The following is a 23,599-nucleotide window of genomic DNA, read 5'->3' on the forward strand; positions in this document are numbered from 1 at the left end:
GTCAACACCTCAGAGAACCATCAGCGTTCGGACGGGCCGGGGCGCCGCCCCCGGCCCGTCCGGCCCCGTCCGACCGGAGCTTCCTCGGTGACCCGCAAGACCCCCCAGACCTTCGACACCCCGCCCGCCCCCGTCCTGGCCGACCGGCTCAGGTCCGAGCTGGAGGACAGCGCCGTGCCCGGCCGGGCCGACGGCGAGAAGGCCTACCTGAAGAGCCGGCTGGAGCACATCGGCGTACCGCTGCCCGCCATGCGCACCGTGGTGCGCAACTTCGTCCGCCGCCACCCCGGGATCGACCGGGACACCCTCCTGGAGCTCACCGAGGAGCTCTGGGCCCCGCCCGTCCACGAATCGCGCTCCTGCGCCGCGCTGCTCCTGGAGAGCCGCTCCGACCTGCTGGTCCGCGAGGACACCGGCTACCTGGAACAGCTGCTGCGCGAGTGCGAGACCTGGGCGCACGTCGACCTGATCGCCCCCAAGGGCGCCGGCGCCCTGCTGCTGCGGCTGCCGGAGACCGCCGAGGACTTCCTGCGCTGGAGCCGGGACGACCACCAGTGGGTACGGCGCGGCGGCATCCTGTCCTACCTGCTGGCCCTGCGCGACCGGGGCGAGTTCCCGCACTACTTCGCCGCCTTCGGCGAACTCGCCGACCCGCTGCTGACCGACTCCCGGTTCTTCGTGCGCAAGGCGCTGGGCTGGGCCCTGCGCGAGGGCGCCAAGCACCACCCCGAGGAGGTCGCCGACTGGCTGCGCGCCCGCCTGCCCCGGGTCTCCGGGCTCACCCTGCGCGAGGCGATCCGGCCGATCGACGACGACACCTGCCGGAGCCTCCTGCAGGAGCACGCCGAACTCGGCGGGCGCCGACCGCGCGGCTGACCGCCCGCGCCGCGCCCGGCCGCCACCGCACACCGCCCGGAGGCCCGCATGACCACGCACAGTCCCGCCGACCGGCACCGCCGGCCGCTCCCGGTCGTCCAGGTGCTCGCCGAGGACGGCCGGCACCGGACGATCTGCCGGATGTGCCACGGCGGCTGCGGCGCCGTCGTGACCGTCGACCAGGGGCGGCTGACCGCCATCGAGGGCGACCCGGAGAACCCCAACAACCACGGGTTCCTCTGCGCCAAGGGCCGCGCCTCGCTGGAGCACCTCAACCACCCCGACCGGCTGACCACGCCGCTGCTGCGCACCGGGCCGCGCGGCAGCGGCGAGTTCCGGCCGATCGGCTGGGACGAGGCGCTGGAGCGGACGGCCGTCGCGCTCGACCGGGCCCGGATCGAGCACGGCCCGGAGGCGGTGGTGCTGGCCCAGGGCACCGACCGCAACTACCAGGAGTGGCTCTTCCGGTTCGCCAACAGCTTCGGCACGCCCAATGTGCTCGGCCCGGCGCACGTCTGCTTCTACCCGAGGGTGATGGCCGGCATCCTCACCGCGGGCGGCTTCACCTTCTGCGACTACGAGGGCCGGCCCGACCTGGTCCTGGTCTGGGGCTCCAACAAGGCGCTCACCCACGGCGACGGGGTGATCGGCACCCGGCTGCTCGCCTCCGTCCGGGACGGCTCCCGGATGATCGTGATCGACCCCCGGCGGACCTCGCTGGCCGCCCGCGCCGAGCAGTTCCTCCAGGTCCGCCCGGGCGGGGACGCGGCGCTGGCGCTGGCGATGATCCACACCGTGATCGAGGCGGACGCCTACGACCACGCCTTCGTCGAGAAGTACACCGTCGGCTTCGAGGACCTCGCCGCCCACGTCGCCGACTGGACGCCGGAGTCGGTCGCCGAGCGGACCGGCGTGCCGGCCGACCTGATCAGATCGGCCGCGCTCGCCTACGCGGCCGCGTCGAGCGCCGCGATCGAACTCGGCACCGGGCCCCAGCAGCACCGCGACTCCTTCCACACCTGCCGGGCGGTCCTGCTGCTCTCGGCGATCTGCGGCAACCTGGACCGGCCCGGCGGCGACGTCCTGTGGGACCCGCCCGGCATCGACGGCCGCCGGTCCTTCCCGCGCGCCGAGCTGCTGGCGCCCGAGCAGGCCGCCAAGCGCCTCGGCGGCGACCGGCACCGCATCCTGGCGATGTCCGGCTGGGCCCACCCCGGCTCCGTCTGGGACGCCGTGCTCGAACCCGACGCCCCGCACCCGGTGACCACCATGCTGGTGCACGGCAGCAACCTGCTGCTCAACTACGCCGACTCGGACCGCGTCCGGCGGGCCCTGGAGCGGCTGGACTTCCTCGCCGTCGCCGACCTGCGGCTCACCCCGACCGCCGCCATGGCCGACGTCGTCCTCCCGGTCGGCGGCTGGCTGGAGCGGGACCAGATCGTCGAGCACGCCCACTACGTCGCGGCCCGCCGGGCCTTCGCCAAGGTCGGCGACACCCGCTCCGACGAGTGGATCCTCACCGAACTGGCCCACCGGCTGGGCCTGTCCGCCGACTTCTGGCCGGACGCCGCGGACTCCCTGGACACCCGGCTGGAGCCGATCGGCATGGACTGGCGGCAGCTGGCCGAACTCCACTACCGGGCGACCCCCCTGGAGTACCACAAGTACCGCAGCCGCGGCTTCGGCACCCGCAGCGGCAAGGTCGGGCTGCGCTGCGACGCCCTGCGCGCCTTCGGCTACCCGCCGCTGCCCACCCCCGGTCCGCCGGTCGGCGGGCCGGAGGACGGCCCCTACCTGCTCACCTCGGCGCACTCGGCGTTCTACTTCAACTCCGAGTTCCGCGACCTGCCCTCGCTGCGCTCCAAGGAGCCCGAGCCCCGGCTGGAGATGCACCCCGAGGCCGCCGCCCGCGAGGGCCTCGCCGACGGCGAGTGGGCGGAACTCGCCACCCGCACCGGCCGCATCCGGCTGCGCGTCCTGCTCACCGACCGGATCGCTCCCGAGGTGGTGATGGCCCCCGCCGCCTGGTGGTACCCGGAGCGCGGCGCCGACGGCGGCTGGCGGGAGGCCAACGTCAACCTGCTGACCACCAACGAGGACGAGAACGCCGAGATGGGCTCCTCCACCTTCCGCGGCCTGCGCTGCACCGTCACCCGCGCGGCGGACCAGTCCCCGGCCCCGGGCGGACCGGCCGCCGCCGCGGCGGATCCGCGGGCCCCGGGGCGGTGAGCCCGGCCGTCCGCCGGGCCGGCGGCGGGCGCCGACCGGTCAGCCGGCCCTCGCGCTGCGGAACGCCTCCCGGTAGCTGTTGGGCGGGACGCCGACGATCCGCTTGAACTGGCGCCGCAGCGTGGTGGCCGTCCCCATCCCGGTGGCGACGGCCACCGCCTCGACGCTCTCGTCGGTGGCCTCCAGCAACTCCTGGGCCCGGCGGACCCGCTGGTTCAGCAGCCACTGGAGCGGTGTCTGCCCGAGCACCGACCGGAACTGCCGGCCGAGGTTGCGCGGGCTGGTGTTCGCCCGCCGCGCCAGGTCGGTCACGGTCAGCGGCCGGTCCAGCCGCTGCTGCGCCCAGGCGAGCACCTGGGTCAGCGGGTGGTCGCCCGTCGCCTGCACCGGCGTGGCCACGAACTGGGCCTGACCGCCCGTGCGGTGCGGCGGCATGACCAGGCGACGGGCGACCGAGTTGGCGATCCCGGCGCCGTGGTCGAGGTGGATCAGGTGCAGGCAGAGGTCCACGGCCGCCGCCTTGCCCGCGGAGGTGAGCACGCTGCCGTTGTCCGTGTAGAGCACGTCCGGGTCGACCACGGCCAGCGGGTGGCGGGCGCTCAGCTCAGCGGTGTGGGCCCAGTGGGTGGTGGCCCGCCGGCCGTCCAGCAGGCCCGCCGCGCCGAGCACGAACGCGCCGGTGCAGAGCGAGGCCACCCGGGCGCCGGCCCGGTGCGCGGCGCGCACCGCCTCGACCAGCTCCGGGGGCGGCGGCTCGTCGACGTCGGCCCAGGCGGGCACGATCACCGTGTCGGCGTCCACCAGGCGGTCCAGCCCGTGGTCCGGCTCGACGACGAACGGGCCGACCCGTACCGGCCCGGGCCCGCAGAGCACCACGTCGTACCAGCCGTCCACGGCCTCGCGCGGAGGATTGCCGAAGATCTCGTAGGCCACCCCCAGTTCGAAGTGCAGCAGGTTTCCGGCGGTCGGCAGCGCGACAGTGGGCATGTCCGAAAGTGTACGGGTGTTGTCGTTCCGGACCATCACACCCGGGCCCCGCCGGCGACCAGACTGAGGGTCGACAGGACGACGAGAACGGGGAACAGCGATGGGTACGACGGCTGCAGTGGTGGTCTACGGCGCGACGGGGCACACCGGTCGCTTCATGGTGGCCGAGTTGCGACGGCGTGGCTTCGCCCCCGTCCTCTCCGGCCGCAACGCGGCCCAGTTGGAGGCGCTCGCGGCCGAGTGGCCCGGTACCGAGGTCCGGCCGGCCACCGTGGACGACCCGGCCTCGCTGGACCGCGCCCTCGCCGGGGCGGCGGCGGTCGTCAACTGCGCCGGACCGTTCGCGGTGACCGGCGGCCCGGTCGTCGAGGCCGCGATCCGCGCGGGGATCCCCTACGTCGACGTCGCGGCGGAGATCGAGGCGAACGCCGCGACCTTCGCCGACCACGCGGACGCCGCCCGGGAGGCCGGCACCCCGGTCGTCCCGGCGATGGCCTTCTACGGCGGCCTGGGCGACCTGCTGGTCACCGCCGCGATGGGCGAGTGGACCTCGGCGGACCTCGTGCACGTCGCGTACGGGCTGGACAGCTGGCACCCCACGCCGGGCACCCGGGAGGCCGGCCGGGTGTCCCACGAGCGCCGCGCGGGCCGCCGGGTGAGGTTCGCGGACGGCGCGCTGCGGTACCACGACGACGCGCCGTCCGAGCAGCAGTGGACGTTCCCCGCGCCGCTGGGTACCCGCGCGGTGCTCGGGGAGTTCACCATGGCCGACGTCGTCACGGTACCCAGCCACCTGGCCGTGCCGGAGGTCCGCACCTACATGACCGTCGAGGCCGCGGGTGACCTCGCCGGCCCGGACACCCCGGCCCCGGAGGCGGTCGACGACCTGGGCCGGTCGGACCAGAGCTTCGTCGTCGACGTCCTGATCGAGTCCGGCGGGGTCGGGCGCCGGGCCACCGCCCGCGGCCGGGACATCTACGCGATCACCGCCCCGCTGGCGGTGGAGGCCGTCGAGCGCCTGCTGACCGGCCGGAGCCGCACCACCGGGGTCGCCTCGGCCGGCGCGATGTTCGACGCGGCGGACTTCCTGCGGGCGCTGGGCCCGCACCTCTCGGTCGAGCTCCCGCACTGACGCCGCTCGGCCGTCCCCCGCTACCCGCTACGCCTCACCGGCGCGCAGCGGGTAGCGGGGGACGGAGCGGCGGTGGGCGATCCGCCAGCCGTCCCCGGTGCGGACGTAGACGTCGAACCAGTCCCCGTTGTGGACCGTCCCGTCGAACTGGATCGCCAGGTAGCGGCTGTGGCCCCGGACGGTGCCGTCCGGCTCGACGGTGAGCACGCTGTCCAGGGTGTGCTGGTCGGGGGACCGGCTGCCGAGGTCGCGGCTGAACACCCGGATCTTCTCCAGTCCGCTGAACACCGCTCCGGTGCGGGCGAGTTCGAGCACTCCGTCGGCGGTGAAGACCTCACCCAGCGCCCTGGTGTCGGCGTTGTCGAAGGCGTGCGGGAAGCGGGCGAGCAGCTGGCGGATCTGCTCGGCGTCGGTCGGGGACAGGTCGGCGGCCATGCGGTCTCCTCGGCAGGGAAGTCGGGGCGGGGGTCCGGCACCCGGACCTCGACCGCACCGGTGACCTGACGTCGCGTCAGCTGAGTGCACCCCGGTGACGGGGCTGCCGGCCGGGGCCCGCGGCCGACGTTCTCCGCCGCCCGATTCTAGGAACGCCGGGACGATCTCTCAACGGCCGGACCGGGGATTCGGCGGCCTCGGGGCATTCCGAAAACCGCACGTCACAGGAGCGAAACACAGCCGCCACATTGACCCGTGGAACGCCACTGCGACCCGCCTGCCGGCCGACCCGCCCGGCGCCGGGCGCACCGGCCTCAGCAGGCGCAGGAGATCCCGGAGCGCGGGGCGCCTTCGTCAAGATACCGCCAGCCCGTGGGCGCCCAGCCGGATGCGCAGCCCGCGCAGTTCGTGGCGGGCGAGGGCGGGCAGCGCGGTCGCCTCGTCCAGGACCGGGGCGAGCAGCTCCACGGCAGTCCGCGGGTCATGGGCACACAGGTGGCAGTCGGCCATCCGGATGGTGAACAGCAGGCGGGTGGAGGGCAGTTGGTCCGGGGCGAGCAGCCGCAGCGCGGTGTCGGCGGCGTCCACGGCGCGCAGCGCCAGCCGGTGGTCCCCGACGGCCGCGGAGGCGTCGCGCAGTGCGGCGGCGGCGGCCGACTCGACCCGCAGCCGCATCGAGGCGATGGAGAGCCAGGGCGCGTCGGTCTCGTCGTGCTCGCCGATGTGGTCGAGGTGCAGCCGGGCGCGGCCGATGTGCCGGACGGTCGCGCGGACGTCCCCCGCCAGGGCGTGCGCCCGGGCCTGGCCGATCTGGGACATCGCGCCGGCCCAGTGCCGGCCGGGCGCGGCCCGGGCGATCTCGCGGGCGTAGCCGAGCGCGGCGGCCGGGTCGCCGTCGAGCCGGGCGAGGGTGCTCATGTCGCTCAGCGCGGCGACCTGGGTGGCCGGGTCGTCGGCCAGTTCGGACCAGGTGAGCGCGCGGTCGAAGCAGGCCATCGCGGTGGCGTTGCGGCCGTGCTGCATCCGCAGCCCACCGGCCGCGTGCGCGTACTCGGCGGCGAGCCGGGCGAGCGCCTGGCGGGCCCGGGCGTCGGTGGTGCCGCCGAGCCGGCGCAGGATCGCCCGCAGGGTCTCCTCGACGGCGGCCGTGCCGGGCCCGGCGGGCGCCTCGCCGGCGCGCAGGTGGGCGGCGAGCAGGCCGGTGAGGGCGTGTGCGGTGTCGGCGTCCAGCGGCGGCGCGGTGTCCGGGGCGGCGGCGCAGAACGCGGCGTGCAGGGCGGCGAGTTCGGCGGCCTCGGGGACGGCGCAGCCGGTCGCGCCGTGCAGCGGGCAGAGCAGCCCGTAGTCGGGGAGCCGGCGGGGCGGGCCGCCGGCCGCGAGCGGCGGCAGCGGCGAGGGCGGGGCGGCGGGGCTGCCGGGCAGTGGCGGGCGGGCCCAGCCGGCCGGTCCGGGCGGGGCTGGCGGGGCGGCCGGGGCTGGCCGGTCCCACTCCCCCGCGTCCCCCTCCTCGGCCCGCAGGCAGGCGGTGCGCAGTTCGCCGCCGGCGCCGAGCAGACCGTCCAGCCGCTCGGCGATCCGCGGGGTGGTCCGGCGGGCGCCGTGTTCGAGCTTGCTGACGGCGGTGTGGTCGTAGCCGATCTCGGCGCCGAGCTGGGCCTGGGTGAGGCCGGCCCGGCGGCGCCAGTGCCGCAGCCGGGCGCCGAAGGCGCGCCAGAGCGGGTCGGCCGGCGGCGGACCGACGGACGGTACGTCGGTGTGGCTCCGGTGCACGGGGCTGCCCTCCCGAGTCGGTTCCGGTCCTTCCGATGGACAGGACGGTACTGGACCGGGCGGGCTCCGTACATGAGGTGGTCTCAACCTCTTGGTCTCAACCTCTTCACAAAACCCGCAGCTTGACAGAACTTGCCAACTGCACGGAAGCCATGCCGCAGCCGTTGACCGGGGCATGACGGCATGTGAGTGTTCCGGCACCCGAGCGCGGACGCCCGCAACGGCCGTCCCCCGATGCGGCCCCGCGGTGAGCGCCAGACAGGCACGTCGTCCGCGGTCGAGCACCCCCACGTTCGAGGAGCCTCGGAATGAAACGCAGATTACTGACGGCGGGAACCACCCTGACCGTCCTGGCCGGCATGCTGACCGCCACCGCGGTCGGACAGGCCGCCGCCCAGCCCGGCCCGGCCGTCAGCGCGCCGCCGAGCGCCCTGGCCGCCGCCGTCTCCGCCGCCGACCAGGCGGCCGCGGCGGGCCTGGACGCCCTGGCCAAGGGCCCGGGCGAGACCTACGAGCGCCAGTCCGTCACCCCGTGGCTCGGCGGCCTCTACTCCGTGGCCTACGAGCGCACCTACCAGGGCCTGCCGGTGGTCGGCGGCGACGCCGTCGTCATAGCCGACGGCCAGGGCAGGGTCCGCGGCCTCCAGTCCGCCGCCACCGGTCCGGTCGGCGGCCCGACCAAGGCCGCGATCAGCGCCGCCCAGGCGGAGAAGACCGCACGCACCCGGCTGGCCGCCGTCGACGGCGTCGACACCCGCCGCCTGGTGGTCAAGGTGCAGGACGGCACCGGGCGGCTCGCCTGGGAGACCGTGCTCACCGGCCGGACCGGCGCGGCCCCGAGCCGGCTGCACGTCTTCGTCGACGCCCGCACCGGCGAGGTGATCGACAGCTACGACGACGTCAAGGCCGGTACCGCCAACAGCAAGTGGAACGGCCCGGCCCCGGTCACCATCAACACCACCGCCTCGGGCAGCACCTACTCGCTGCGCGACCCGAGCCGGTCCGGGCTGAGCTGTGCGGACTACAGCTCCGGCCAGGTGTTCTCCAAGTCCAGCGACTCCTGGGGCACCGGCAACCCGACCAGCAAGGAGACCGGCTGCGCCGACGTGATGTTCGCGGCGCAGAAGGAGTGGGACATGCTCCGCGACTGGCTGGGCCGCAACGGCCACAACGGCAACGGCGGCAGCTGGCCGGTCAAGGTGGGCCTGAACGACGTCAACGCCTACTGGGACGGCTCCTCCGTCTCGATCGGCCACAACAACGCCAACGAGTGGATCGCCTCCATCGACGTGGTCGGCCACGAGTTCGGCCACGGCATCGACCAGTACACGCCGGGCGGCGCCAACAACGAGAACGGCCTCGGCGAGGGCACCGGCGACATCTTCGGCGCGCTGACCGAGGCGTACGCCAACGAGCCGTCCCCGTACGACAACCCGGACTACACCGTCGGCGAGATGATCAACCTGGTCGGCAGCGGGCCGATCCGCAACATGTACAACCCCTCGCTGGTGGGCAACAACCCCAACTGCTACTCGTCCTCGATCCCGAGCACCGAGGTGCACGCGGCGGCCGGCCCGCTGAACCACTGGTTCTACCTGCTCTCCGAGGGCTCCAACCCGGGCGGCGGCAAGCCCACCAGCCCGACCTGCAACAACTCCTCGGTGACCGGCGTCGGCATCAAGGACGCCGGGCGGATCTTCTACGGCGGCATGCTGCTCAAGACCAGCGGCATGACCTACAAGAAGTACCGGGTCACCACGCTGACCGCGGCCAAGAGCCTCGACCCCGGCTGCGGCCTGTTCACCCGCACCAAGGCGGCCTGGGACGCGATCAGCGTCCCCGCCCAGAGCGGTGAGCCCACCTGCACGCCGTCCGGCACCAACGACTACTCGCTGCTGGTCAACCCGACCGCCGGCTCCGTGCAGCCCGGCGCCGCCACCAGCGCCACGGTGAGCACCGCGGTCACCTCGGGCACCGCCCAGGCCGTCAACCTGGCCGTCTCCGGCGCCCCGGCCGGCGTCACCGCCTCGGTCAGCCCGTCCTCCGTGCAGGCCGGCTCCTCCGCGACGCTGAACGTCTCGGCCTCCTCCTCGGCCACCCCCGGCACCTACGTGCTCACGGTGACCGGCACCGGTTCCGCCACCCACAGCGCGCAGTACACGCTGACGGTCGGCAACGGGAACCCCAACCCCGGCGTGCCCGACATCAGCGTCGCCAACGTCCAGGCGCACCTCGCCCAGCTGAACACCATCGCCTCGCAGAACGGCGGCAACCGCCGGGCCGGCTCGGCCGGCCACAGCCAGTCGCTCGCCTACATCAAGGGCAAGCTGCAGGCCGCCGGCTACACCGTCAGCGAGCAGACCTGCACCTCCTGCACCTACAGCTCCAACAACCTGATCGCGGACTGGCCGGGCGGCCCGGCCGACCAGGTGACCATGTTCGGCGCCCACCTCGACAGCGTCGCCGCCGGCCCGGGCATCAACGACAACGGCTCCGGCTCCGCCGTCCTGCTGGAGAACGCGCTGACCCTCGCCCAGCAGAACCCCACCCTGACCCGGCACGTCCGGTTCGCCTGGTGGACGGGTGAGGAGCAGGGCCTGCAGGGCTCGCAGCACTACGTCAACCAGCTGGGCTCCACCCAGCGCAGCGCCATCAAGGGCTACTACAACTTCGACATGGTCGGCTCGCCCAACGCCGGCTACTTCATCAACAACATCGGCTCCGCCACCTCCGCCCCGATGAAGGCCTACTGGGACTCCCTGGGCATCCAGCCCGAGGAGAACGTCGAGGGCCAGGGCCGCTCCGACGACTACTCCTTCCAGCAGGGCGGCATCCCCACCTCCGGCTACGCGGCCGGCGCCAGCGCCGTCAAGACCGCGGCCCAGGCGACCAAGTGGGGCGGCACCGCCAACCGGGCGTACGACTCCTGCTACCACCAGGCGTGCGACACCACCAGCAACATCAACGCCACCGCCCTGGACCGCAGCGCCGACGGCGTCGCGTACACCCTGTGGAAGACCTCGGTCGGCACCGGGCCCATCCCGACCAACGACTTCTCGGTCGCGGTGAACCCGACCACCGGCAACGCCCTCCCGGGCGGGAGCACCAGCGCCACGGTCTCCACCGCCACCACCTCCGGCTCCGCCCAGACGGTGAACCTCACCGCCTCGGGCGCGCCCAGCGGGGTCACCGTGTCGGTCAGCCCGTCCTCGGTGCAGTCCGGCTCCTCCGCGACGCTGAACGTCTCGGTCGGCTCCGGCGTCCAGGCCGGCACCTACACCATCACGGTGACCGGTACCGGCTCGGCCACCCACAGCACCACGTACTCGCTGGTGGTCGGCACCGACCCGGGCAACCCGGGCGGCACCTGGACGCCGGGCACCACCTACAGCGCGGGTGACGTGGTCACCTGGAACGGTGTCAGCTACCGCTGCATCCAGGGCCACACCGCCCAGGTCGGCTGGGAGCCCAACATCGTCCCGGCCCTCTGGCAGCAGATCTGACCTGATCCGGAGGCCGTCGGGCCGGGCCGGGCCGCGGTTCGTCGAGGGGGACGAACCGCGGCCCGGCCGTCTGTTCGGCGGGGGTCACCGGGCGCACGACGGGGTGCGGCCCCGGTCGGCACCCGATCCGGTCGGCACTGCCGTCCGGGCGGATCGGAACCCCGCCGTCGTTGCGGGCCCCGGCGGTGCGGCCGGGGCCCGCAACACCTACGCCCGGCGGCAGGGCGGCGCGCGGTGACCGTGCGCTGACGTACAGTCAGGCCGGGGCCCGTGCCCCGCCCAGCAGTCGACCGTGCCGGCAGAGGAGAAGCGCCGTGGCCACCGAAGCCCACCCCGTCCCCGTCCCGCCGCCCGCCGACGGGGCCGCCCGGCCCGTTCCCGAACTGCCGGCCGAGGCCGTCACCCGGTGGCGGGCCGAGGGGTCCGAGCTGGTCGAGCTGCTCGCGCTCGCCCACCGGGAGCTGGGCGGCGTCGCGGCGTTCCGGCTCGGACCGGCCCCCACCGTGCTGGTCACCGATCCGGAGGCGGTGCAGCACGTGCTCGGGCGGCACCCGGACCGCTACGTCAAGCGCTCCCACCGGGCCCGGATGCTGGCCGGCGAGGGCGTCCTGTCCGCCACCGGAGAGGCCTGGAAGCGCCAACGGCGGATGCTACAGTCCCAGTTCACCGGACCGGGGATGCGCCGCTACGAGCGGCGGATCGCCGAGGCCGCCCGCCGCGCCGCCGACCGCTGGGCCGGGTACGCCCGCACCGGCGAGCGCTTCGACCTCGGCGAGGAGATGCGGCACTTCGCCCTCGACACCATCTGGCGCGCCCTCACCGGCCGCCCGCTGGACGACCGGACCGACCGCGAACTCGCGTCGGTGGCGCGGGTGGTGGCCGCGCTGCCGACGCTGCCCGCGGACGGCGCCGACGCCCGGGACGCGGTCGCCGAGGACCTGGCCAGGATCGACGCCGTCGCGCACGCCGCGATCGACGCCGCCCGGCGCGACCCGGCGGGCGACGGCCTGCTCCGGGTGCTGGTCGAGGCCGCCGACGAACACCCCGAGTACACCGACCGGTTGATCCGCGACGAGCTGGTGACCCTGCTGGTCGCCGGGCACGAGACCACCGCCACCACACTGACCTGGCTCTTCCTGTTGCTCGACGGGAACCCCGGGGCCCGCGCGTGGGCGCTGGCGGCCGGCCCCGAGGGCTCGGCCGGGCGGCGCGAGGCGGTGCAGGCGCTGGTCAGCGAGACCCTGCGGCTCTACCCCTCCGCCTGGATCCTGCCCCGGCACGCGGCGGAGGCCGACACCCTGGCGGGCCACCGGATCGAGGCCGGTACGGACCTGCTGGTCTGCCCCTATCTGACCCACCGGGACGCGGAGTTGTGGCCCGACCCGGAGCGCTTCGACCCGGCCCGGTTCACCTCCCCCGGCCGCAAGCCCGCCCACCTGGGCGCCTACTACCCCTTCGGGCTCGGCGCGCGCGCCTGCCTGGGCACCCAGTTCGCCGTGCGGGAGACCACCGCCCTGGTCGAACTCCTGCTGGAGCACAGCCCGCGGCTGCTCGCCGTCCCCACCGGCTCCGCGTACGGGATCACCGTCCGGCCCGACGGGCCCGCCCCGGCCACGCTCGCGGGAGCGTGACCGGGGCGGGCCGGCCTGCGGGGCGACCGTCGGGGACGGCCGGTCGGAGACGGTCAGTGCAGGGCCGGTCAGTTCAGGGGCCGTCAGGGCGTTCAGGGCCGGGTCAGGGTCGGGTCAGGGACCGGTCAGGGGAAGGCGACCACGGTGGACGGGACGGTGGCGGTGCCGGAGGTCGCGCCACCGGTGCCGTTGACCACGTGCTCGTACTGGCCGTTGCCGCCGAGCGAGACCACCGACAGGTCGTGCAGGCGCACCCCGGGCCGGACCGGGACCTCGAAGCCGTGGTCCATCCGGATGGTCGGGTCCACGTTGAAGTAGCAGTAGCTGCCGAGGCCCCAGCCCTCGTGGGTGGTCACGCCATCGTCGACCTTGTAGGCCGCGAAGCCCTTGGTCGCGCCGTTCTGCACGGCCGCCTGGTTCGGCGCGTCGTACGCCTTCTCGTTCTGGAAGAAGACCGTCCGGCCGCGCTCGCCGGACCACTCGACGTCGTACTTCTTGAAGTGCTCCACGAACAGGCCGGTGGCGAGCACGTCGTCCCCGCGCACCAGCAGGCCGTAGTCGGAGGGGTTGGTGGTCCAGCCGACCCCGGCGCCGTGGTCGGCCCGCCAGATCCAGCTGTGGTCGACGATCACGTCGTCACTGTTGACCACGATCCCGGCGGTGGCGGAGCCGGGGCCGGCGCCGCCGACCCGGATGAACACGTCCTGGAGGGTGGTCGGGTCGGCCGCGTGGTCGGCGGCGGCGTTGTCCGGCCCGATCTGCACCAGGGAGGGCGAGTTGACCGCTCCGGCGTCGACCAGCAGACCGGCGAGCCGGACGCCGTCGACGTCGGCCACCTTGATCGCCGTCACCCCGTTGTCCGGGACGACGGTGGCCAGGCCGAGGCCGAGCACCACGGTGTCGGGCCGGTTCACCTCGATCGGCCGGTCGACGTGGTACACGCCGGGGGTGAAGAGCAGGTCGAGCCCCTGGGCCAGCGCCGCGTTGATGGTCGCCGCAGTGGCACCCGGCTTGACCACGTAGAACTGGCTGAGCGGCCGCGAACCGCCCTGCGGGGTACCGTCCCAGGAGACGCCGCGGGCGTCGGTCCGCTTGGCCGGGACGAACACCTTGTAGTCGTTGCCGTCCAGGTAGAGGAACGGCTTCTCGCGGGAGACCGGTGTGCTGTCGAGCGTGGTGTAGGGCGGGTTGGGGAAGCCCTGCGCCGGGGCGCCCTGCACGCCGGAGAACACCTGGTTCCAGACCCCGTTGGAGAAGCCGCCGACCGCGCTGTCCCGGGTGTACCACTGCTGCTGGGAGTAGTTGCCGACGGTGCCGTCGATCCGGCTGTCGGCGATGTAGCCGCCGCTGGCCCAGCCGTAGCCGTCGGGCGACAGGTTGAGGCCGCCCTTGACGTGCATCCGGCGCATCGGCGCCGCCTGGGCGACCGCCCAGCGGTCGGTGCCGTTGACCGGGTTGAGCGCGAGGTTCTCGGCGGAGCGCCAGAAGTTCTGCGTCGCGTTGCCGTTGAACCAGCCGGCGTCCACCGTGACATCGCCGTTGATGGTGGTGTCGTCCGGCTTCAGGCCGAGGCCGGCGATCGAGGTGTAGAAGCCGAGCTGCGCGTTGAGGTTGTTGTAGGTGCCCGGCTTGAACAGCAGCGCGTAGCGCTCGCTGCCGAACTGGTTGGCCTCCTGCTGGTGGAAGACCGCGTCGACCTTGGCCTGGATCCCGGGGGTGGCGGGGTCGAAGACCAGCACGTTGGGGCCGAGGTCGCCGCCGCCCTGGACCGGCGGCACGGTCGGCCCGTCGGTGGTGTTGACCCGGAAGTCCCAGAGCGAGTATCCCCAGGCGGTGCCGCGGGCCTGCCCGTTCATCCGGACGTAGCGGCCGCTGCCGGAGACGGCGAGCGTCTCGGTGCCGCCGGTACCGGTCGCGGTGGCGTACAGCGTCCGCCAGCTCGATCCGTCGTCCGAGGTCTGGAGCTGGTAGGAACGCCCGTACGCCGCCTCCCAGTTCAGGACGACCCGGCAGAGCGGGCGGACCGAGCCGAGGTCGACCTGGAGCCACTGCTGGTCGCTCGCCGCGGAGGACCAGCGGGTGCCCGGGTCGCCGTCGACGGCGTTGCCGGCCGCCGTGCCGGCGTTCTCCGCGGACGAGGCGGTGGCGGGCCGGCCCTGGGCGGCGTCGGTGCTGCCGCAGTCGGCGCCGCCGGGGGTGAAGGCGCCGTAGACCTGGAACTCCCAGAGCGAGTAGCCGTATCCGGTGCCCCGGGCCAGGCCGTTCATCCGGACGTAGCGGCCGCTGCCGGAGACGGCGAGCGTCTCGGTGCCGCCGGTACCGGTGGTGGTGCTGTAGAGCGTCCGCCAGCTCGATCCGTCGTCCGAGACCTGGATCTGGTACGCACGGCCGTACGCCGCCTCCCAGGTGAGCACCACCTTGGTGAGCGCGGCACTGGCGCCGAGGTCGACCTGGAGCCACTGCTGGTCGCTCGCCGCGGACGACCAGCGGGTGCCGGTGGATCCGTCGACGGCGTAGGCGGCCGGGGTGGCGCCGTTCTCGGTGGACGAGGCGGTGACCGCCCGGCCCTGGGAGATCAGGGCGTCGGCGGCGTGGGCGGCCGGCGCGGGCAGCGCCAGGACGGCGCCCGAGAGCAGGGCGAGGCCGGCCAGTGCGGCCGGGGCCCTGCGGGGGCGTGCTGAAGCGAGCCTCATGGGCTTCTCCTGCGGTGGGGGTGGGTGGGGTGTGGGGGCGCGCCCCGCACCCGGTGCGGCGCAGGTACCGGGCGTGGGGGAACGGCGGGGCGGCCGGGCGGTCAGCGGTCGACGGCCGGCCGGCCGGGCTCGGCAGGTGGTGGCCGGCCGGGCACGGGTGGACGGCCGCCGGAGGTCCGACGGAGCGCCACCGGCCCGTCGTCCGGGCTCGGGGAGCGCCCCCGACCGGGAGTCTCGGGGCTGCCGATCGGGGGTGTCAACCCTTCGCGCCGACTTTCCTCACACCGTGAACTTGCTGGTGTGCCAACGGATCAGCGGAAGAAGCCAGGTCAGGCGGGAGTGGCCCGCACCTCCCGGGCCCGCGGTTCGGCGCGACGCGGGAACTCCCCGCCGGAGTCCAGGAAGTCGGTCAGCGGCAGGGTCGCCGCGCCGACGGTGACCGCCTCCGGCCCGAGCATGCCGAGCACGATCGAGGTCTGCTCCCGGGGGAACCGCAGCGCGTACTCGGTGGCGGCGGCGCGGATCGCGGGCAGCAGCCGGGGGCCCAGCAGCAGCCCCGCCCAGCCGCCGATCACGATCCGCTCGGGGTTGAACAGGTTGACCAGGTCCGCGATCGCCGCGCCCAGGTACTCCGCCGCCTCGGCCAGCAGCCCGGTGGCCGCCGGCTCGCCCGCCTCGGCGGCCGCCAGCAGCGCGGCCAGCCCGGCCTTCTCGCCGCCGCCGGGCGGCGCCGCGCCCCACCGCTCGACCAGCGCCTCGGCGCCGACGTACGCCTCCAGGCAGCCGCGCGCGCCGCACCGGCAGCGCCGGCCGCCGACATGCACCTTGGTGTGGCCCCACTCGCCGGCGCTGCTGGTGGCGCCGCGGAAGCGCACGCCGTCGGCGATCACGCAGGCGCCGACCCCGGAGCCGAACAGCGCGATCACCGCGTGCCGGACCCCGCGCCCGGCGCCGAACCACATCTCGGCCTGGCCGAGCGTCTTGGCGCCGTTGTCGACGAACAGCGGCAGGTCGGTACCGGCTCTCAGCAGCCGGCCGAGCGGGACGCCCTCCCAGCCGACGGTCTGGCTGTGCACGACGATCCCGAGGCCGTCCGGAGCCGGGTCGCCCTGGTCGACGATGCCCGGGACGCCGATGCCGACGCCGAGCACGGTCGCCGGATCGGTGCCGGTGCGCTCCAGCACCTCGGCCAGTCCGGACAGGATCAGCTCCACCACGTGGTCCACGTCGTGGCCGCAGTCGGAGAGCGGCCGGTCGCTGGCGGCCAGTTCGGTCCGGGCCAGGTCGAACAGGGCGACCCTGACCTGCGTCTCCCCGACGTCCACGCCGACCAGCCGGGCCCGCCCGGCGGCGACCCGGAGCAGGATCCGGGGGCGGCCGCCGTCCGACTCCACCGAGCCGCACTCCTCGATCAGCCCGTCGGCGAGCAGCTCGCCGGTCACGTTGCTGATCGAACCGGCACTGAGCCCGGTGATCACGCCGAGCTCCTGCCGGCTGAGCGGCCCGTCGAAGTACAGCCGCCGCAGCAGCGCCGACCGGCTGCCCCTGCGCAGGTCACGCACCGTCTTCTTGCCTCGCTCGGTCATGGCATCTCCCTCCTGATCCGAATCTATCGCTGTCCGAACCCTTGACGGAAGCTTTTCTCACACGTTAAATCACGGCCTGAAGTAAGCATTCCATCAAGGTACTTCACCCGAACCCGCCCACCCCGCCCGAGAGGGGCAATCGGTCATGCCCATCAGTCGAGTCGCCGCGGCCACCGCCCTGGTCGCCACCCTGGTCCTCACCGCCACCGCCTGCGGCGGCGGTTCCACGTCCGGCGGCGGAGACAACAGCAGCCCCGGCACGCTCACCTACTGGGCCTCCAACCAGGGCACCAGTCTGGAGAACGACCGGCAGGTCCTGGAGCCGGAACTCAGGAAGTTCGAGCAGCAGACCGGCATCAAGGTCAAGCTGGAGGTCATCCCCTGGGCCGACCTGCTCAACCGGATCCTCGCCGCCACCAGCTCCGGCCAGGGCCCCGACGTGCTGAACATCGGCAACACCTGGTCCGCCTCGCTCCAGGCCACCGGCGCGCTGCTCCCCTTCGACGCGGCCGCTCTCAGCAGGATCGGCGGCAAGGAGCGCTTCCTGCCCGCCGCGCTCGCCTCGGCCGGCGCCCCCGGCCAGGACCCGGCCGCCGTCCCGCTGTACTCGATGGCCTACGGCCTGTACTACAACAAGAAGCTCTTCGCCGAGGCCGGCCTCGACAAGCCCCCGGCCACCTGGGAGGAGCTGGTCGCCGACGGGAAGAAACTCACCACCGGCGACCGTCACGGCATCGCCCTGGAGGGCGGCAACGTCTCCGAGAACGTCCACCACGCCTTCGTCCTCGCCAAGCAGCAGGGCACCGACTTCTTCGACGCGGCCGGCAAGCCCGCCTTCGACAGCCCGGGCGCCGTCGCCGCCGTCAAACAGTACGTCGGCCTGCTCGGCACCGAGAAGATCGCCGCGCCCGGCAACGCCGAGTACGCCAACAACCAGTCCGTCACCGACTTCGCCACCGGCAAGGCCGCCATGCTGATGTGGCAGGCCGCCGGCGCCAACCTCAAGTCCCACGGCATGAACCCCGAGGACTACGGCGTCGCCCCCGTCCCCGTCCCGGCCGGCGCCACCGGCGGACGCGCCACCACCTCGATGGTCGCCGGCATCAACCTGGCCGTGTTCAAGAACACCAGGAACACCGACGGCGCGCTCTCCTTCGTCAAGTTCATGACCGGCACCGAGGAGCAGACCCAGCTCAACCGGACGTACGGCTCCATCCCGCCGGTCAAGGACGCCCAGGCCGATCCGGCCTTCGCCACCCCCGAGCTCAAGGCCCTCACCGACGTCCTCTCGACGAGCGCCCAACCGCTCCCGCAGGTCGCGGACGAGAGCCAGTTCGAGACCCTGGTCGGCACCGCCGTGAAGAACCTGCTCGCCGCGGCCGCCGGCGGCAAGGCCGTCACCGACGAGTCCGTGAAGGCCGAACTCACCAAGGCCCAGCAGCAGATGCCGGCCAAGTGAAGTGATCCGCAAGCGCCTCCTCCCCCGTCGCAGCGCGCTGCCGTACCTGCTGCTGCTCCCCGCCCTCGTGCTCGAACTGCTCATCCACCTGGTGCCGATGGTGGTCGGCATCGTGATGAGCTTCAAACAGCTCACCCAGTTCTTCCTCCGGGACTGGACCGCCGCCCCCTGGGCGGGTCTCGCCAACTACCGGATGGCGGTGGACTTCCACGCCCCCGTCGGCCGGGCCCTGCTGCACTCCTTCTGGGTCACCTGCGCCTTCACCGCCCTGGCCGTCGGCCTCTCCTGGCTGCTCGGCACCGCCGCCGCGATCATGATGCAGGACACCTTCCGCGGCCGCGGCCTGCTGCGCGCCCTGTTCCTGCTCCCGTACGCGCTGCCGGTCTACGCCGCCGTCATCACCTGGTCGTTCATGTTCCAACGGGACACCGGCCTGATCAACCATGTGCTGCACGACCAGCTCCACCTGGTCGACGACAAGCCGTTCTGGCTGCTCGGCGACAACAGCTTCACCGCCCTGGTCACCGTCTCGGTCTGGCGCAGCTGGCCGTTCGCCTTCCTCACCCTCACCGCGGGCCTGCAGAACATCCCGCGCGAGCTCTACGAGGCCGCCGCCCTGGACGGCGCCGGTGTCCGGCAGCAGATCCGCCGGATCACCCTGCCCTCGCTGCGCCCGGTCAACCTGGTGCTCGTCCTGGTGCTGTTCCTCTGGACGTTCAACGACTTCAACACGCCGTACGTGCTGTTCGGCCGGTCGGCGCCGGAGGCGGCGGACCTGATCTCGGTCCACATCTACCAGTCCTCCTTCGTCACCTGGAACTTCGGCGCGGGCTCCGCGATGTCGGTCCTGCTGCTGCTCTTCCTGCTGCTGGTGACCTCCGGCTACCTGCTGCTCACCTCGCGCCGAAGGGATGCGCAATGATCGGCCCGCCCGCGTCCTTCCGCTGGATCCGCCGGATCCTGCTGACCGCGCTAGCCCTCTTCGCGGCCGCGCCCGTCCTGGTGATGCTCAGCAGCTCGCTGAAGCCGCTGCAGGACGTCCAGGGACCGTTCCGGTGGATCCCGAGCACCGTCACCCTCCGGCCCTACCTGGACATCTGGCGCACCATCCCGCTCGGCCGGTACCTGGTGAACTCGCTGATCGTGGCGGGCGGCGCCACCGTGCTCTCGGTGCTGGTCGCGATCCTCGCCGCCTACGCGGTGAGCCGCTACCGCTTCCGCGGCCGCCGGCTGTTCACCGTCACCGTGCTCTCCACCCAGATGTTCCCGGGCATCCTCTTCCTGCTGCCGCTCTTCCTGATCTTCGTCAACGTCGGCAACGCGACCGGGGTGGCGCTCTACGGCAGCCGGGGCGGCCTGATCCTGACCTACCTCACCTTCTCGCTGCCGTTCTCGATCTGGATGCTGGTCGGCTACTTCGACTCCATCCCGCGCGACCTCGACGAGGCCGCCCTGGTCGACGGCTGCGGGCCGGTCCAGGCGCTGCTGCGGATCATCGTCCCGGCGGCCGTGCCCGGCATCGTGGCGGTCGCGGTGTACGCCTTCATGACCGCCTGGGGCGAGGTGCTGTTCGCCTCCGTGCTCACCGACGACGAGACCCGCACCCTCGCCGTCGGCCTGCGCGGCTACGCGACCCTCAGCGACGTGTACTGGAACCAGGTGATGGCCGCCTCCCTGGTGGTGAGCGTGCCCGTGGTCGCCGGCTTCCTGCTGCTCCAGCGCTACCTGGTCGCCGGGCTCACCGCCGGAGCCGTCAAGTGACCCTCCCCGACCTCCCCTTGAGCGAAAGGCTCGCCGTGAACGACCTCAGCGCCCTCCCCGACGACTTCCTCTGGGGCGCGGCCACCGCCGCCTACCAGATCGAGGGGGCGGTGGACGCCGACGGCCGCGCACCGTCCATCTGGGACACCTTCTCGCACACCCCCGGCAAGGTCGCCGGGGGCGACACCGGCGACACCGCCTGCGACCACTACCGGCGCTGGCCCGAGGACGTCGCGCTGATGAAGCGGCTCGGCCTCGACGCCTACCGGTTCTCGATCGCCTGGCCCCGGGTGGTGCCGCTCGCCGACGACGAGGTCAACACCGCCGGTCTGGACTTCTACGACCGCCTCGTGGACGCCCTGCTGGCCGCCGGCATCACGCCCTTCCCGACGCTCTACCACTGGGACCTCCCGCAGGCCCAGCAGGACCGCGGCGGCTGGCCCGTCCGGGAGACCGCCGAGCGCTTCGCCGAGTACACCGCCGCGGTGGCGGCCCGGCTCGGCGACCGGGTGACCGACTGGGCGACCCTCAACGAACCGCTCTGCTCCGCCTGGATCGGCCACCTGGACGGGGCGATGGCCCCCGGCCTGACCGACCTCACCGCGGCCGTCCGGGCCTCCTACCACCTGCACCTCGCCCACGGCCTGGCCGTCCAGGTGCTGCGCGAGAACGTCGCCGGGGCCCGGATCGGCATCGTCAACAACCTCAGCCCGGTGACCGCCGCCACCGACTCCGAGGCCGACCGGGCCGCCGCCGTCCGCGCCGACGGCCACATCAACCGCTGGTGGCTGGACCCGGTCCTCGGCCGCGGCTACCCCGAGGACATGGTGCGGGCCTACGGCGTCGACCTGCCGGTGCGCGACGGCGACCTCGACCTCATCGGGGCCCCGCTGGACTGGATCGGCCTGAACTACTACTTCCGCCAGATCGTCGCCGACGACCCGACCGGCCCCGCCCCGCACTTCCGCCAGCTGCCCGGCCCCGGCCCCGAGCGGACCGCGATGCCGTGGGAGGTGCACGCCCCCGGGCTGGAGGAGCTGCTGCTGCGCCTCACCCGCGAGTACGGCGCGCGGCGGATCTACGTCACCGAGAACGGTTCCGCCTACCGCGACACCGTCGGCCCCGACGGCAGCGTCCACGACCCGGAGCGCACCGCCTACCTGGAGCAGCACCTGGCCGCCTGCGCCCGGGCCACCGCCCAGGGTGCCCCGCTGGCCGGGTACTTCGCCTGGTCGCTGCTGGACAACTTCGAGTGGGCGTACGGCTACGACAAGCGCTTCGGCCTCGTCCACGTCGACTACGCGACCCAGCGGCGGACGGTCAAGACCAGCGGCCGGCGCTACGCCGACCTGATCACCGCCCACCGGGGGCGCTGACGCCGACACCCGAGGGGCGCGGGCCGAATCGGTCCGCGCCCCTCGGGTGCACCCCTGCCCCCGCACCGCCCCGTCGGCCGCGTCAGTGGCGCCGTCCCAGGTAGGCCGGGGTGACGGCGGAGATCAGCACGGCGGCCGCGGCCACCTGGAGCAGGTGGCGTATCCAGTCGACCCCGTCCGTGTGCCGCACGCCGACCGCCGAGGCGAGCAGATTGCCGAGCAGTGCGCCCACCAGCCCCAGCAGTACCGTCAGCCAGAGCGGAACGGGCTGACGGCCCGGCAGTACCAGCTTGGCGAGCAGACCGACGACGAGTCCGACGACGAGCGCCCAGATCAGCGTCATGGGGAACAACCTCCCTGTGGGCCGGGCTCCCGGCCGGTCGACCGGGGCGCCCTCCGCCTGCCCCGCCGGCCCCGCTTCATTCCTGGGTCGCCCGCGAGCCGGCCGCGCCCCGGGGAGGCTACGGCGCGTCGACCGGGTCGGCGGCGCTCACCGGCACGTCCGGGTGGCGGAACCAGGAGCCCTGCACGGCCCACTGGACCAGCATCAGCACACCGCCCAGCAGCAGGGCGCCGATGCCGATCACGGTCACCCCGCCGGTCTCGCCGATGAGCGGCAGATCGATCGAGGTCGCCCCGTAGTCGGCGGCCGCGTAGACGTCGAACGCGGCGTAGCAGAAGAAGTACAGCAGCACCACGCCGCCCAGCAGCGGGACGAGCCCCTTGAAGACGAAGTCCTTGACGCTCCTGGTCAGCACCCGCCGGTAGTACCAGACGCAGGCGAAGCCGGTCAGGCCGTAGTAGAAGGCGATGCCGAGCCCCACCGAGGCGATCGAGTCGGCCAGGACGTTGCCGCTGATCGCGGTCAGCAGGACGTAGAAGGCGATCGACGCCAGGCCCATGCCGACGGTCGACCAGGTCGGGGTGCGGTGGCGGGGGTGCACCCGGCCGAACGCGGCGGGCACGGCCCTGTGCGCGGCCATCGAGAAGGCGGTCCGGGCGGTGGGCAGGATGGTGGTCTGGGTGGAGGCCGCCGCCGAGGTCAGCACCATGAAGATCAGCAGCTTGCTGAGGAACCCGCCGAAGCCCGCCGTGCCGAACACCGCGTCACCGAGGCCGGACAGCACGTCCCCGGAGTTCTCCTCGTTGCCCAGTCCGATGCCCTCGGTGCCGATCCCCGCGAACGACAGCGCCGAGGTGGACACCAGGGTGTAGATCAACAGCAGCAGCACGGTGGAGATGACGGCCGCCCGCCCCGGGGTGCGCTTCGCGTCGGCGGTCTCCTCGTTGACCGAGACGGCGGTGTCCCAGCCCCAGTAGATGAACACCGCGGCGAGCATCCCGGCCGTGAAGGCACCGGCCGAGGGGATGTCCAAGGGGTTGAACCAGGAGGCGCTGACGTGGGCCGCCGTGGCGGGCGCACCGCTGCCGTAGGCCTTGACCAGGGCGGTGACCGACAGCACGACCAGCATCACCACCTCGATCGACAGCAGCCAGCGCTGCAGGGCGGCGGAGATCTCGATCCCGACGTAGCAGATCGCCGTCATCACGACGATCCAGACCACGCCGGCGATCGACGTCCAGACCGTGCTGTCGGCGAGCGAGTCCAGCCCCACCAGCCGGAACCCGTACACGCCCGCGATCTGCGCCAGGTTCGCCATCACGATGATGTCGGCGACGATGATCCCCCAGCCGCCCATCCAGCCGGTGCGCGGCCCGAACGCCCGGGCGGCCCAGGTGAAGGTGGTGCCGCAGTCCGGATCGGAGGCGTTCAGCTCCTTGTACGCGTACGCGATCATCAGCATCGGGATGAACGCCAGGATGGTGACGATCGGCGCCTGGAACCCCACCCCCACCACGATGATGCCGAGCGTCGCGGCGAGGCTGTACGCGGGCGCGGTGGAGGCCAGCCCGATGGCGACCGAGGAGACCAGACCGAGCGCACCGGTCTTCAGCCCCTTCTCGCCCGCACCCGAGCCGGTCGCCACTGGCGCCACGCCCGGGGCCGGGCCGTCGGAGGAGTGCGGCATGGGTCCCACCTCCTCCCCCTGACCCACCCGAGTGCCTCGGGCCCGGTCACGGGGTCAGACAAATCACCCTGAACCGACCATACTGCCGCCACCCCTCCCCGGCTCGCTGCGCGCCTGCGCGGCCCAGCTGG

The 23,599-nt window shown here is 73.5% G+C and carries 16 protein-coding genes; 9 read left to right on the forward strand and 7 right to left on the reverse strand.

Annotation, left to right across the window (positions count from 1 at the left end):
• The first annotated feature begins 87 nt into the window (after nucleotides 1-87).
• Nucleotides 88-876: a DNA alkylation repair protein gene (locus tag ABZ495_RS00615; RefSeq protein ID WP_329486364.1), complete on the forward strand. Its 789-nt coding sequence runs from the start codon at nucleotides 88-90 to the stop codon at nucleotides 874-876.
• Nucleotides 877-924: 48 nt separating this feature from the next.
• Nucleotides 925-3,105, forward strand: coding sequence for a molybdopterin-dependent oxidoreductase (locus tag ABZ495_RS00620; protein ID WP_359833738.1), 2,181 nt, complete (start codon nucleotides 925-927; stop codon nucleotides 3,103-3,105).
• Nucleotides 3,106-3,144: 39 nt separating this feature from the next.
• Here ABZ495_RS00620 and ABZ495_RS00625 read toward each other — a convergent pair whose 3' ends face one another.
• On the reverse strand, nucleotides 3,145-4,092 hold the full coding sequence (locus ABZ495_RS00625; RefSeq protein ID WP_359833739.1) for a helix-turn-helix domain-containing protein: 948 nt from the start codon (nucleotides 4,090-4,092) through the stop codon (nucleotides 3,145-3,147).
• A gap of 100 nt (nucleotides 4,093-4,192) precedes the next feature.
• Here ABZ495_RS00625 and ABZ495_RS00630 point away from each other — a divergent pair, with 100 nt between their 5' ends.
• Nucleotides 4,193-5,224, forward strand: coding sequence for a saccharopine dehydrogenase NADP-binding domain-containing protein (locus ABZ495_RS00630; protein WP_359833741.1), 1,032 nt, complete (start codon nucleotides 4,193-4,195; stop codon nucleotides 5,222-5,224).
• A gap of 27 nt (nucleotides 5,225-5,251) precedes the next feature.
• Here the strand turns inward: ABZ495_RS00630 and ABZ495_RS00635 are convergent, their stop codons facing one another.
• Nucleotides 5,252-5,659, reverse strand: a complete 408-nt coding sequence (locus ABZ495_RS00635) for a nuclear transport factor 2 family protein (RefSeq protein ID WP_359803939.1) — start codon at nucleotides 5,657-5,659, stop codon at nucleotides 5,252-5,254.
• 354 nt (nucleotides 5,660-6,013) lie between these two features.
• Complete coding sequence (locus ABZ495_RS00640) at nucleotides 6,014-7,429, reverse strand: helix-turn-helix transcriptional regulator (RefSeq protein ID WP_359833743.1); 1,416 nt, start codon at nucleotides 7,427-7,429, stop codon at nucleotides 6,014-6,016.
• A gap of 308 nt (nucleotides 7,430-7,737) precedes the next feature.
• On the opposite strand from ABZ495_RS00640, the gene ABZ495_RS00645 reads away from it, so the two are divergent.
• Both ABZ495_RS00645 and ABZ495_RS00650 read left to right on the forward strand, forming a co-directional pair.
• Nucleotides 7,738-10,932 (forward strand): M28 family peptidase, encoded by a 3,195-nt coding sequence (locus tag ABZ495_RS00645; protein WP_359833744.1) that lies wholly within the window; start codon nucleotides 7,738-7,740, stop codon nucleotides 10,930-10,932.
• A gap of 314 nt (nucleotides 10,933-11,246) precedes the next feature.
• The gene (locus ABZ495_RS00650) at nucleotides 11,247-12,563 is read left to right on the forward strand and encodes a cytochrome P450 (RefSeq protein ID WP_359803935.1); all 1,317 of its coding nucleotides are present in this window, start codon (nucleotides 11,247-11,249) and stop codon (nucleotides 12,561-12,563) included.
• Between the two features lie 125 nt (nucleotides 12,564-12,688).
• Here the strand turns inward: ABZ495_RS00650 and ABZ495_RS00655 are convergent, their stop codons facing one another.
• Entirely contained in the window at nucleotides 12,689-15,256 is a 2,568-nt protein-coding gene (locus tag ABZ495_RS00655) for a discoidin domain-containing protein (RefSeq protein WP_359803934.1), read from the reverse strand.
• A gap of 329 nt (nucleotides 15,257-15,585) precedes the next feature.
• The gene (locus tag ABZ495_RS00660) at nucleotides 15,586-16,842 is read right to left on the reverse strand and encodes an ROK family transcriptional regulator (RefSeq protein ID WP_359803933.1); all 1,257 of its coding nucleotides are present in this window, start codon (nucleotides 16,840-16,842) and stop codon (nucleotides 15,586-15,588) included.
• Between the two features lie 145 nt (nucleotides 16,843-16,987).
• Between ABZ495_RS00660 and ABZ495_RS00665 the strand changes: the two genes are divergently transcribed.
• From ABZ495_RS00665 to ABZ495_RS00680, 4 genes are read left to right on the forward strand one after another with little or no spacing between them, the layout of a single operon-like run.
• Nucleotides 16,988-18,301: an extracellular solute-binding protein gene (locus tag ABZ495_RS00665; RefSeq protein ID WP_329486377.1), complete on the forward strand. Its 1,314-nt coding sequence runs from the start codon at nucleotides 16,988-16,990 to the stop codon at nucleotides 18,299-18,301.
• Nucleotide 18,302: 1 nt separating this feature from the next.
• Nucleotides 18,303-19,223 carry a sugar ABC transporter permease gene (locus ABZ495_RS00670; protein WP_329486378.1) on the forward strand — a complete coding sequence of 307 codons (921 nt, stop codon included), beginning with the start codon at nucleotides 18,303-18,305 and terminating at the stop codon, nucleotides 19,221-19,223.
• Nucleotides 19,220-20,062 (forward strand): carbohydrate ABC transporter permease, encoded by an 843-nt coding sequence (locus ABZ495_RS00675; RefSeq protein ID WP_359803932.1) that lies wholly within the window; start codon nucleotides 19,220-19,222, stop codon nucleotides 20,060-20,062. Before ABZ495_RS00670 ends, ABZ495_RS00675 begins: the two co-directional genes overlap by 4 nt.
• 35 nt (nucleotides 20,063-20,097) lie before the next feature.
• Nucleotides 20,098-21,438 carry a GH1 family beta-glucosidase gene (locus tag ABZ495_RS00680; RefSeq protein WP_359804032.1) on the forward strand — a complete coding sequence of 447 codons (1,341 nt, stop codon included), beginning with the start codon at nucleotides 20,098-20,100 and terminating at the stop codon, nucleotides 21,436-21,438.
• Nucleotides 21,439-21,520: 82 nt separating this feature from the next.
• Here ABZ495_RS00680 and ABZ495_RS00685 read toward each other — a convergent pair whose 3' ends face one another.
• Entirely contained in the window at nucleotides 21,521-21,781 is a 261-nt protein-coding gene (locus ABZ495_RS00685; protein WP_329486380.1) for a GlsB/YeaQ/YmgE family stress response membrane protein, read from the reverse strand.
• A 118-nt stretch (nucleotides 21,782-21,899) separates the two neighbouring features.
• A complete protein-coding gene (locus ABZ495_RS00690; RefSeq protein WP_329486381.1) occupies nucleotides 21,900-23,468 on the reverse strand; it encodes an APC family permease in 1,569 nt (522 codons plus the stop codon).
• Between the last annotated feature and the right edge of the window lie 131 nt (nucleotides 23,469-23,599).

Source organism: Kitasatospora sp. NPDC005748 (assembly GCF_040630735.1).
In the GTDB taxonomy this organism is placed as follows: domain Bacteria; phylum Actinomycetota; class Actinomycetes; order Streptomycetales; family Streptomycetaceae; genus Kitasatospora.